This window comes from Ancylomarina sp. 16SWW S1-10-2 (assembly GCF_009669305.1).
Taxonomy (GTDB): domain Bacteria; phylum Bacteroidota; class Bacteroidia; order Bacteroidales; family Marinifilaceae; genus Ancylomarina.
The window spans coordinates 42,182-54,508 of sequence record NZ_SADB01000012.1 but is presented as its reverse complement, the minus strand read 5'-3'; the positions used below and the strand labels follow the sequence as shown (position 1 = coordinate 54,508).

General features: G+C 32.8%; 11 protein-coding genes. 6 read left to right on the top strand and 5 right to left on the bottom strand.

From position 1 onward, the window contains the following. Positions 1–11 precede the first annotated feature (11 nt). The gene (locus EMN46_RS19975; protein ID WP_229130347.1) at positions 12–689 is read left to right on the top strand and encodes a 4Fe-4S binding protein; all 678 of its coding nucleotides are present in this window, start codon (positions 12–14) and stop codon (positions 687–689) included. A 261-nt stretch (positions 690–950) separates the two neighbouring features. Further along, positions 951–1,958: a 4Fe-4S binding protein gene (locus tag EMN46_RS11605; protein WP_154200979.1), complete on the top strand. Its 1,008-nt coding sequence runs from the start codon at positions 951–953 to the stop codon at positions 1,956–1,958. A gap of 397 nt (positions 1,959–2,355) precedes the next feature. Here the strand turns inward: EMN46_RS11605 and EMN46_RS11600 are convergent, their stop codons facing one another. Further along, entirely contained in the window at positions 2,356–2,868 is a 513-nt protein-coding gene (locus EMN46_RS11600) for a hemerythrin domain-containing protein (RefSeq protein WP_154200978.1), read from the bottom strand. 261 nt (positions 2,869–3,129) lie between these two features. Here EMN46_RS11600 and EMN46_RS11595 point away from each other — a divergent pair, with 261 nt between their 5' ends. Together EMN46_RS11595 and EMN46_RS11590 are read left to right on the top strand one after the other, a co-directional pair. Continuing rightward, complete coding sequence (locus tag EMN46_RS11595) at positions 3,130–3,540, top strand: NUDIX hydrolase (protein WP_154200977.1); 411 nt, start codon at positions 3,130–3,132, stop codon at positions 3,538–3,540. A gap of 187 nt (positions 3,541–3,727) precedes the next feature. Further along, positions 3,728–5,740, top strand: a complete 2,013-nt coding sequence (locus EMN46_RS11590; protein ID WP_154200976.1) for a cation:proton antiporter — start codon at positions 3,728–3,730, stop codon at positions 5,738–5,740. 392 nt (positions 5,741–6,132) lie between these two features. On the opposite strand, the gene EMN46_RS11585 is transcribed toward EMN46_RS11590, so the two are convergent. From EMN46_RS11585 to EMN46_RS11570, 4 genes are all read right to left on the bottom strand, one after another. Next, positions 6,133–6,339 carry a DUF2892 domain-containing protein gene (locus EMN46_RS11585; protein WP_154200975.1) on the bottom strand — a complete coding sequence of 69 codons (207 nt, stop codon included), beginning with the start codon at positions 6,337–6,339 and terminating at the stop codon, positions 6,133–6,135. Positions 6,340–6,372: 33 nt separating this feature from the next. Next, positions 6,373–6,897 carry an SRPBCC family protein gene (locus tag EMN46_RS11580; RefSeq protein ID WP_154200974.1) on the bottom strand — a complete coding sequence of 175 codons (525 nt, stop codon included), beginning with the start codon at positions 6,895–6,897 and terminating at the stop codon, positions 6,373–6,375. Between the two features lie 159 nt (positions 6,898–7,056). Next, on the bottom strand, positions 7,057–8,094 hold the full coding sequence (gene asnA / locus EMN46_RS11575; RefSeq protein ID WP_154200973.1) for an aspartate--ammonia ligase: 1,038 nt from the start codon (positions 8,092–8,094) through the stop codon (positions 7,057–7,059). A gap of 399 nt (positions 8,095–8,493) precedes the next feature. Continuing rightward, positions 8,494–9,018 (bottom strand): DUF4251 domain-containing protein, encoded by a 525-nt coding sequence (locus EMN46_RS11570; RefSeq protein WP_154200972.1) that lies wholly within the window; start codon positions 9,016–9,018, stop codon positions 8,494–8,496. Between the two features lie 491 nt (positions 9,019–9,509). Between EMN46_RS11570 and EMN46_RS11565 the strand changes: the two genes are divergently transcribed. Further along, positions 9,510–10,100: a hypothetical protein gene (locus tag EMN46_RS11565; protein WP_154200971.1), complete on the top strand. Its 591-nt coding sequence runs from the start codon at positions 9,510–9,512 to the stop codon at positions 10,098–10,100. A gap of 232 nt (positions 10,101–10,332) precedes the next feature. Beyond that, on the top strand, positions 10,333–11,010 hold the full coding sequence (locus EMN46_RS11560) for a hypothetical protein (RefSeq protein ID WP_154200970.1): 678 nt from the start codon (positions 10,333–10,335) through the stop codon (positions 11,008–11,010). Positions 11,011–12,327 lie beyond the last annotated feature (1,317 nt).

Below are 12,327 nucleotides of genomic sequence, written 5' to 3'. Positions count from 1 at the left end.
AATAATGAAATATGGATATAGCTGAAATTTACAAGTATGCAGACCAAATAGGCGTTTTAACTTTTTCGACAATTTGCGATGGGGAAGTGCATTCTCGTTCTGCTCATTTTAATGGTTTTGATGAAGATGGTATCTATTTTAGAACTATGGTTAATAAACCTTTTGGAAAACAATTGATTGAAACAGGAAAAGTAACAGTTTGTGCTTGTTCCGACCCAAGAGTATTGGAGCACAATGAGGATGGAATTCCTGTATTCACAAGAAGTTATACCATTCGTATTATTGGTGAGGTAAGGAGAGTAAGTGCCAATGAAATAAGAGAGAAAGCTAAAACGAATAAAGCATTACAAACAGCAGCTACCGATATCGATAAATATCCAGCAATGGCCGAAGGTAATTTTATAATACACAAAGCTAAAGGTGAAATTTTTGATGTGGATTTCGAAATGGAATGTAGAGACCATAAGGTTTTGAGAACGCGATTTGCTTTTGGTGGTGCCAAGGTTAATCCCGCTGGAGTGCGTATTACAGACGCTTGTATTTCCTGTGGTGCTTGTTTCGAGGTGTGCTCGTTTAAAGCTATTCAAGAAGGTGTTCCCTATAAAGTTATTAGCGAAAATTGTGACGATTGTGGAAGTTGCTTGCAGGTGTGTCCCGTTGGTGCAATCATGGAATCGCTGGCCATGTAAGTTAAGAATTCATTTTTGTTGTCAGGCACTTGTGTATTTGGTGTTTAGTTATCCTTCTGCGTTTTCGAAAGTGATGTGATTTTCGGTTAATGATGAAATTTCAAACTCTAGAATATTGGGGTTGGTGTCATTTCCCGTTTCACAAATAAAGTAGACTTGCCTTTTGTGTTATCTCCAAGAATAAAGAAATTGATAGAATATGAGTTTAAACATTGAGCGCAAGTTATATATGAGCTATTTTTTTAGCTTAAATTAAATATTATGAAATTTTTTAGCAATATAAAAGGTTTACAAAAGTGGAGGCTTTTGATACAGGTTATTTTTATTCTTCTTAGTATATGGATAGGAATTGATTTTTATCTTTTTAATCATTATTTAGCAACAGATGGACAGGCAGTTTTTTATAGTCGTCCTCCAGGTGTCGATGCTTTTTTACCTATTAGTGGGTTTTTGAGTCTGATTTACTTTTTTAAAACAGGGATTATTCATCCAGTTCATCCAGCAGGATTTGCTCTTTTAGTTAGTTTTCTACTGATGTCTTTTGTTTTTGCGAAGTCGTTTTGTAGTTGGGTATGTGTATTTGGAACTTTATCGGAAAAGCTGGCTGATTTTGGCGAATTTATCTTCAAGAGAAAGATAAAAATGCCTAAGGTTTTAGATATCATTTTCAGAAGTTTAAAATACCTTTTGTTAGCCTTTATCATTTTTGCCTTTTTAGGCATGTCAACTCCAGCATTAAAGGCATTTCTCGATGGAGATTTTAATGTAATCTGCGATGTTCGAATGTTTAATTTCTTCGCTGAAATTAGCAATTTAACGATTCTAATATTTTGGGGCTTAATGCTACTGTCTCTTGTTTTTAGAGGTTTTTGGTGTCGTTATTTGTGTCCTCTCGGTGGTGTAATGAATATTATGGGGCTTTTAAGTCCTCATAAAATAAAAAGGAATAGCGAATCGTGTATCAATTGCAAGAAATGTTCGGAAGTGTGCCCTGCTTTTATAAAAGTTGACAGTCTTAAAATGGTTGTTTCTGATGAATGTTCGTCATGTATGAAATGTATTGACATTTGTCCTGTGAAAGATACATTAACGCTTAAGCCCATTGTATCCAAAAAAAGTATACAGAAAAAATGGGTTATGATTTCGGTCGTTTTTATCTTTTTGGCAATTACTGCTATTGCAATGTTGATGGGGAAATGGCAAAATAATGTAACCAAAGAAGACTATTTGGAGATTTATCAGAATAGTAAAGAATTAAGGTATTATTAAATTTGGCTCCATGTCAAATACAGTGGGTAACTATAATATACCACAAAGTGGTTAAATTTGAATAAGCACACCTTGAAAAGTGTGGTAGTAATTGTGTAAATCATCATCCCTGAAAGGGATGAACTAATTAAAATTTACCCACTTTGTAAATTCTTACCGATTGATATAATTAACCACGGCAGGTGGTTATCAAATTCAGCCCTATTTTGCTTTTTTTAAGAAGTATCTTAAGAAACATATCATCCAGCTAAAACAACTTAGAACCATAAGTTTTAATGAATTGAATTTCATGACTAATCAATCATGCAGTGTTTGACCGTTCTAAGAGGAACTATCTTAAACCAAAAATAGGCTTGTCACTAATGACAAGCCTATTCCCATATTTTTAAGCTATATACTATCCTTTAAGCTTATCGAAAAGCACTTTAGTTTCAAGCTCTCTATAGTTCGTTAATTTGTCGTTCAATGCTTTTAAAGAATCATAAACCAGGTTGTAAGTTCTGCATGCGCCTTCAGGAACGGTAAATGTATTGGTAAGTCCTGAGATATTTTCTAGAACGCTTTCAAAAGCAATATGGTTGCCTGCTAATGATGAAATTTCAAACTCCAGAATATTGGCATCACTCTTAATATCATCAATCAAATCAAATAGCATCGCTTCTTTTTGAGTATGTACTCTAAGCTCTGCTACAAGTTGTAGAAAAAGGCTACGAACCGCTGGTAGGTGAGGATGCAATTCACCATGAACTTTAACCACCTTATCGATGTGAGGCATTAAATCATTTATGCTAGCTTCAGTATTTTTGTGATATTCAGTTTCAATAAACGTAATGAGTTTTGCTAAATCCCAACTTTTATAGGTTTCTATGCTTTCAATATTGGTTTTAGGTGCTTGGTATGATAATTCCATCTGTTTGGGTTTTATTTTGTAATCAAAAGTAGCGGACGCGTATGTCTCTTTCTCTTGTGTATCGCAAAGCTAAACTTAATATTCAATATACCATACGCTAGAGCTTGATTTTGAATAGGGGAATATTGATATAATATTCTAGATTGAATTACTGAAACTTTTTATGATATAATTCTAGAATTCTTGTTTTACTTAAAATGAAGCAATTGTAAGCTTTATTTTCTAAATTTGATAACATTATAAAAGATATAGCTTAATATGATGGAGAATTTAAGGCCAAAAGTTGGTGTTGGAGTTGCTGTGATAAAAGAAGGCAAAGTACTGTTGGGCAAAAGGAAAAATGCACATGGTGAGGGAACATGGTCTTTTCCTGGTGGACATTTGGAGTATCAAGAAACTTGGACCGATTGTGCTATTCGTGAAACGCTTGAAGAAACGGGTTTATCCATAAAGAATGTACGATTTGGAACTGTAACAAATGATATTTTTTATGCAGAACAAAAGCATTACGTCACCATTATTATGCTGTCGGACTATGAGTCGGGCGATTTACGAATTATGGAACCTGATAAATGTGAGAAGTGGGAATGGTTCACATGGGAAAAACTCCCTGCTCCACTTTTTGTATCTATTCAGAGTCTTTTGAAAGAGAATTTTAATCCTTTGAAATAAGGATATGACAATTTTCATTATATATAAAAATTATATTTAACTACTTTAATCTATATTGAAAATTAATGTCTATTTATAATAAGAAGTGATTGGTGAGTATAGCCTGTGTAAAAAAGAAGATCATAAGCTTTCATTTGAAAAAAAAGATTAACTTATAAGTCAGATTTAGCAACTGACCTAATAGCCTATGGATACCTATCTTGATATAATTCTCTTCTTAGCTGGATTTTTAATTGTAGCTGTTGCAGCCAGTCGACTTTCCCTCTATTTTTTAAAAGTAAAATTGCCAATAATTACTGGTCTTCTAGTCATCGGAATTATTGCTGGGCCTTTTGTTTTGAAACTTATTCCTGGAGAATCCTTATCTCAACTTAATTTTATTAATGATATATCGCTTTCTTTTATTGCTTTTGCAGCAGGAGCAGAGCTCTATCTGGCAGAATTGAAGGGGCGCATGAAGAGTATTAAATGGATGACTTTTTCGCAGCTCTTTTTTACTTTTGTTTTGAGTTCCATCGTTATTTTCTATTTTAGTGAGCGTATTCCATTCATGTCAGGATTTACCAACGGGGTTAAAATTGCCATTTCTTTGTTGATAGGAGTCATTTTTGTGGCTCGTTCGCCAGTTTCAGCCATAGCTATTATTAATGAGATGCGTGCAAAAGGGCCATTTGTTAAAACTGCAATTGGTGTAACAGTAGTGAAAGATGTTATTGTTATTATTTTATTCACGGTTTGTTTTGCTATTGCCGATGCTCTTATTTCAAATATTCCCATAGACTTTATTCTAATCGTTATTCTTATTGGAGAACTTTTATTGTCTTTCTTTTTAGGATGGCTATTAGGTAAGCTGATGAATTTTGTTCTTGGCTTGAATATGGGAACAGGAATGAAAGCCTTTGCATTAATTACTTTGGGTTATCTATCTTTTTTTCTTGCTCATCAGTTGCATCATTATAGTGAATTATGGTTGGGTTTCCATATTTATATAGAGCCATTGTTAATTTGTATTCTAGCAAGTTTCTATGTGGTTAATTATGGTAATTACCGTCGCGAGTTTAATAAGATAATTGAGCGTGTGGTGCCTAAAATTTATATTCTGTTTTTTACATTAACTGGAGCTGCACTATCTCTAGATAGTTTTGTAGAAGCTTTTAGTATTGCGATTATCTTCTTTTTTATTCGTCTGATAAGTATGGCAATTGGAGCTTACGTTGGAGGACGCCTGGCAGGTGATCCTAAGTCTTACAATAAAATCTCGTGGACGCCATATGTTACTCAAGCTGGAGTTGCTTTAGGTCTAGTATCTATTGTAAGTCAGAAATATCCTGAGTGGGGAGCTGAGTTTGCTACTGTTCTTATTACGCTTATTGTTATTAATCAGATTGTTGGTCCTCCCTTATTTAAATGGGCAATTTTAAAAGTTGGAGAATCTCATATTAAGCACGATATTCTGAATGAGAAGCGAAATAAAAAGGTATATATTTTTGGAATAGAGGGTGAATCGTTGGCTTTAGCTCGTCAACTTAATGCAGCTGATGTTCAGGTAACGATGGTAACTAGAGATAGAAATAAATCCATGCATGAATATGATGGTGTGAAGGTTGTGCAGATGAAAAATTTTGGTTTAGAAGAAATGAAACGTAATGGGGCTGATAAGGCTGATAGTTTTGTTCTTTTTTATCAAGACGAAGAGAGTTTAGAAATTTGTGAATTGGCTTATGAGCATTTTGGTACGCGTCATTTGGTTGTGCGTTTGAATAATAGAAAATTTATGAAACGTTTCAACGAATTGGGCGCTCTTATTGTTGAACCTGCATCTATGCTGATTAATTTAATGGATCATTTGGTTCGTTCACCAATCGCAACTTCTATTATTCTGGGAATGGACGAGAATCAAGATACTGTTGATGTTGAAATGCAGAATCAAGATTTTCATGGTATGAGTTTGCGTGAATTACAAATGCCTGGGGATATAATTATTTTAGCAACCAAGCGAAATGAGAGTCCTATTATTTCAACAGGTTATACCCGATTGAGAATGGGTGATGTTTTAACGCTTGTTGGTTCTAGAGAAAGCCTTGAAAAAGTAGAACTGAAGTTTGGACATAAAAACGAGGCTGATTTTAGTCGATTGAAAGGCATGCAAATGAATTTGTTAACCAAACAGAGATCTTCCAAAGAAGATGATTCTTTTTAGATAGAAACACAAAATAATAAAGGCTGCTTTATTAAGCAGCCTTTATTATATCAATATCCAATCCCGTCCAAAATGTTTTTGTTTATGCCGTGTATTTCATTTCTAGATATACACTTAAGCTTAATAACAGAAATGAGGGGTTCTTTTTAAGCTCCTCAAAATATGGCATCTCTTTTAAATGTTTTTTGTTTTACGAAAGCTTTAGAAAGACCGGGAAGTTCCGAGCTTGCCGAGGAAATCACCCGGCCGCACTTAAGTATGAGGCAAATAAGAAAGATATTTAAAAAGTAGCCTTGATCTTTTTTGCTTCGTTTTTTGGATCAAGCCAAAAAATGAAGTCGGGTTTGGGCGAAGCGCCAATTTATTTTGGACGGTATAGTTCAATAGCCTTCTTATTCTTTCCTTTTGCAGGAGTTGAAGCCCATTAGAGCGTATGGAGGACAATTACCAATGATAGCTGAAATTAGCATGATCGAAGCAAGAACGGTAACAATAATTCCAATAGTTCCTGTAATCACGTTAAAAATGAATAAGGTAATTAATGTTAGTGCGACTATCGAACGTATAATACGGTCGATAGGACCCATGTTTTTTTTCATATCTTTTAGATTAAATGATTAATGACTTGCTTACTATTTTTCGATATAATTTTTAAACTTGCTTAAGCCTTTTTCAAAGCTAGGCGCAATCTGATCTTCCATGTCCATAAACAACATGATAACGCTTATTGGAAATTTGTGTTCTCCACGAAATCCCCAAGTCACTTCGGTGTTGTTTTCTATTTCTTTAAGCTTGAAGAAACCTATACTTGTTGATTCGATAGGTTTAAAAAAGCGTAATTCTGTTTCAATAGCTGTGTTAGGATTAATTTTCATCATTTCTTGTTCCCCTACGCCAACTTCTTCGTTACCTGTCCAGTATGTGACAGAACCAACTTCACCATCAATACCTCTGTAATCAACCTTCATATCAGGATCCAAATCGGCCCATGGAGACCATTTTTGTTGTTCTTTTAAAGAACAAAGACTTTTAAATACAGTATCAATTTGAGAAGTAACAACAACTTTTCGTTCAACTTGATAAGTTTTGGGTGCAAACAAATGAAGAATAAATACTAAGATGACTAAAATGCTAAAGATCCAAATAACTTTTTTCATAAAGCAAGGTTTATAGTTTAGTTTGTAAGTGAATAGTTTGGCTTCTGTCATAAATAAAAGACAAGCGTCTCCTAAATTTAAGAAAATATTCTTAAATAGGATTTACTTGTCTTAATATTCTTGTTAACCTTATGATTATCTTTTGATAAGAAGTGTTTTTTAGAGTATGAAAATTGACGATTCTTTACACTTTTCTTTTAATTCATCGGGCCAAATACTTGATTGTACTTCTCCAATGTGTGCTTTTTTAAGAAGAAACATACATAATCTCGATTGACCAATTCCACCACCAATTGTATAAGGTAATTCGCCTGCCAGTAGTTTTTTATGAAACATTAAAGTCTTTCTCTGTTCTTCGCCTCTAATTTTTAGTTGTCTTTCGAGGGCCTCTTCGTCAACACGAACACCCATCGATGAAATTTCAAAAGCTATTTCTAGTACAGAGTTCCAAAGAATAATATCGCCGTTTAAGCCTTTATAACCGTTAAGGGTAGGGGTACTCCAATCATCATAATCTGGGGCACGGCCATCATGTGGTTCACCGTTTGCCATTTCTCCACCAATTCCAATTATAAAGACAGCGCCAAATTCTTTAGCCACTTTTGTTTCTCTTTCCTTTGGTGTTAAATCAGGATATTGAAGTAAAAGTTCTTCGGCATGAATAAAATAAATATCTTCGGGCAGCATCGATTTAATACTCGGATAATTCTCCTCTAGCATGTACTCAGTTCTTTTAAGTGCAGCATAAATTTGTTTAACCGTCTTTTTTAAAGTGTCGAGGCTACGTTCTTCTTTGGTAATTGTCTTTTCCCAATCCCACTGATCAACATAAAGGGAATGAATGTTAGTGAAATCTTCATCAGGACGAAGGGCGTTCATATCCGTATAAAGACCTTTTCCCGCTGGTACTTTAAGCTCCCCAAGCATATATCGCTTCCATTTGGCTAAGGAGTGAACAACCTCAGCTTTATCATCGCCCAAGGCTTTTATGGGAAAAGCAACAGGACGTTCAACTCCGTTTAAGTCATCGTTTAATCCCGTATGTTTCATTACAATTAGAGGTGCTGTAACACGTTTAAGGCGAAGATCTGCCGATAAATGCAATTGGAATTGATCTTTGATAAGTTTAATGGCTTTTTCTGTTTGATCTAGGCAAAGTAAGCTTTTGTAATCCTTTGGAATAATTAAGTTTTTCATGATTCTGGTTCTATTTGAAATTGATTTTTTGATATAAAAAAAGCCTTTCCGAATGTGGAAAGGCTAAACAAATGCATGTTGGTATCCTTTCTCACCTTTTAGGGAAAATTATTATTATTATTATTATTATTATTTAGATTGAAAAGATACATGGTCAAGTAAAATAAGGTTAAAAAAAAAGCCTTCCGTTTCGGGAAGGCTTAAAAGTTATATGTTTTGTTAAACAACTACAAGCTTCCCATTTTCGATGAATTATTATTCATCAAATTATTAAAAGCATTATTGTTGTTGAATGATCTCATTAATTTGTCTTTGTTTGTGACTGCTAAACTAGATAAGTTTTTTAGAAAACAGCATACATTATTGATTTTTTTTCAAAATAAATTTTCGAATTCTAATTTACTTGTTCGTTAAATCTCCTTTTTTAAGTTCAATAATTCTTCCTGAATAAGAGATATGAGCTCTGCTGCTACATTGGATAATAACTGATACAGATTCGTTTGAAAAAGCTTCTAGGATTACCTTAAATAGCTCTTTGTCTCTGACTTCAAAGGTGTAAGTGAATTTATTTTTTTTACTATTCTGATTAAATTTTTCATTAAGAATTTCGCCTTTGAAAATCATTCCACCGTCACCACCATATTTCAATTGATAGGCACGACCAAAAAAAGGCAGATCTGCTTCACTTTTATTTTCGGAAATAGTCACAAAGCCATAATTTGTTGTCAAATCTATGGACGAACCACCTTGAGGATAGGCTTTTTTTGCCTCAAATTTAAATTCACCACTTTTTATCAATTGCACAGACTCTTGTAGAGCTATCAACTTTTTAGCCCTTCGTTCTAGTTTATTTTGAGCAGAAATTTCCGTTACAAGAACAATAAGCAGGAGGGAAGCAATTAGTTTTTTCAATATTGATTTCATAGCTCATTATTTTGATTTATACCCCATAAGTTAATCAAAATAGATGTCATAAAAAAAGGCTTAAGGCTAAACGAAACGTTATACCTTAGTCCAAGTAACATAAAAATATTTTTATGTAGATATTTCTTATTTTATTACAAGTCCAATTCCCGATTATGTAATTACCCCACCTTATTTTTAAGGAGGGGTGGCAAGCTTTGCTTGTCTGGGTGGTTTAAAATTTAACTAAGTAGATGCTTTTTATTTCCTGTATAATTAATAAACTTTTCATACCAAATATATTGTTTGCTATCTATTTTTCATAACTTTGATCGACGTGGAAATAATGTGTTTATTTTAATAATTGAACTTATTAATTAAACCAGGACAATAAGTACACAATACTGACTTATTTGGTATGTATTGTGCACTTTCAAACTCGATATATTAAAAGTATGTGTATTTGTAGTGTATATCCTAAGAAGTTGATTCTCATTTTATAAAAAACAAAAATGACATTAATACACAGAACATGGATGGATTTAAAGCCCAATGAAAATATGGAAGGAAATCCAGAAGTGTTCAATGATTATTATGCTAGAATGAGCACCAGATTTGAATATGAAAATATTCCTAAAGAAGTTTTTAAGCAATGGATCTATCCCCACCATGGAAATCCCAGAACTTTAAATAATTATTCATGGATTGATTACGAATCTGTTGAATTTGAATTAGTAGAATGGGATTATGAATTGCTCAAAGATTTATATGTAATTGAGAAATATAGAACATTGACAGACTTAAGAGGTAACTATAATGATTTTAATGACTTCTGTTGTATTGAAAAAGATCTGAAATATTGGAAAGAAAAAGGTACATGGAGAACACCATCTATAATATTGGATGTTAGATCATTAAATGAAAACTATCCTGAGTGGAGCGAATTACATGGCTATTATCAATTAGTAGAAGGTCATTCACGATTTGGATATTTAAATTCAATGAAGAGAATCTGTGATATTGGTAAAGGAAACATTACTGAGAAACATAAAATATATCTAATGAAAAACGTACGAATGTACAGCAAAAGCTTAATTTCATGAGCATATTGAACGTTTGTACAATTAATAAACATAAGGAAGCCAATATAATTTAACTTTCACAAAATATAAGAAGTAAATTTAATAGGCTTGCTTCTTTGGTGGCTTAATAAATTACTCTTTTAAATTGTCTTCGCAACTTAAGTAAGCCCGTTACCAGCAATTTATTAGGAATAATAATCTCTGCTTTGGATTAGAATGAAATAAGAAATTTAATGAACACAAAAATAGCCATATGCCACATGTAGTCGAGTACAATCAAAATCAATCATTGAGTAAGAACTTCACAGCAGAAATTCTTGCACCTTCAATTGATCTTTCTGTGGATTACTCTGAAATCTATTTAGATGATCTTATTGAAAACGAAGCATTAAAAGAAATTCCGTTAGTTAAGAGTGTAGTTGGAGTAATAAAGGCTGGGATTTCAATCAATCAGTTTTGGTTTGCTAAAAAGCTATTGACATTTATCCAAGAATTTAATTCTAATTCTATAGAGCCAGAGAAGAAAGAGAAATTTCAAACGAGAGTTTTAAATGATTGTAAGTTCAGAAAAAAAGTTGTTGAACAAACTATGGTATTTATCGATCGACACATAGTGGTAACCAAAACGAAAATATCTGCTCAACTCTTTAAAGCTTTTGTAGAAGAAAAAATTGACTTTAGCGAATACACCGCTCTTAATATTAGTTTAGAGGAAATGCATCCTGATTCATTTCAATTCCTAGATGAACTATCATTATCCAATTTTGAAGTTAGTCAAGATAAGAAAGCAGACAAAAAATTTGATGAACAAGCGCTTTTATTGTCCTCAGGTCTCGCTAGGGAAACTTCATCATGGTCACATGGTTTTATAGTTAGTGAAAGTGGCAAAAAGCTATTTGAGCTGGGAATAAATCCAATATTTAAAAAATAAAAAGCTGGTAACAAAAGCTATATGTAATGCGGGTTCAGCAGGTAAATCAACCGCAGTTCTCCGTTGCAATATCGTCAAATCTTTGATTTGACGCAGATTTGAATTTAAGGGAAATAAAAGATTTGGCTAAGTGTGGATTTGAAAGTGAAATGTTTCGAAATTCCGCAAGTTTCTAGATATATGAAAAAATCAACATTAAAATTTACATTAATAGCTTTAGTTCTTTTAAGCATCTTAGCTGACATTTTACTTATAGATATTAGTGTAGAACAGATACCTCGGAGCTTTGATGCATTCGTTTCAATCCTAAAACCAACATATTGGAATTCAATCCTACCATATTTTCACATAAGTAATTTATTGATACACTCATTCAATATCTTTCTTATCCTTTTTGCTATGATTGGAGTTTATAAATATATGCGATATGATAAATCTAACAAACTCCTTTTGATATATTTGAACTATAAAATTATTTTTTCTTTAATCACGACTTTTGTTTGGTTAAAGTATTTCCCTCAAGGCATGCATTCTCTGAATTTAACTTCTAAAATTGGGTATTATGTTAACACAACAACACCTTTCTTTTTTTTGATATTACTTTATCCATCGAATTATCTAAAGACAATAATTCGTCCAAACTACGAGCAAAATATTGGGAAAATGCCAAATTTGTCTAGATTATTAAATGTTATTATTGACTCATTTATAGTCATAGTGTTTTTTTTAAGTCTACCATCAGTACTGAATGGTTTATGTATAAATTTGATAATTGATTTAATTGTTATTCTCTCTATTTATGTGTTTGTATGCATAATATACTTTCAGAATTCAATTTCAACGATTGTTACAAAGAAAATGTTTTATAATATGTTGAAGAAAAACCGCTAACAACTAAGCGTTCGTATGGCAGGAACTGCCCATCATGTACGGTAGCTTGACTTAACCGTTAAGAGAATTGTTACATTATAGGGAATGATCTAATTTGCGGAACTTTTAGGAAAGTGAATCTTGCAATAGAAAGTCCTTTAAATGCAGTGATTTCCCCCGTCTACCGCAAGTCTGTGACTTGTGGTCATAACAATGTATGTAAGCCCAATGTTTAATTATTAAATGTATTGGGCTTCGTTCTATATTTGACTGCCGATCTAGCTAAATGATGTTACATTAGTTTATTCTTATCTATAAAACAATTATAGGGGGAGTTACAAATTTCTAATTTATGTCAACAGAATAGTAAGCTCATAGAGTTAGTAGTTGGGAAAATCTTAATTCATATTATTCAGGATTAAAGACCACAAGTTGCAAACTTAAGGC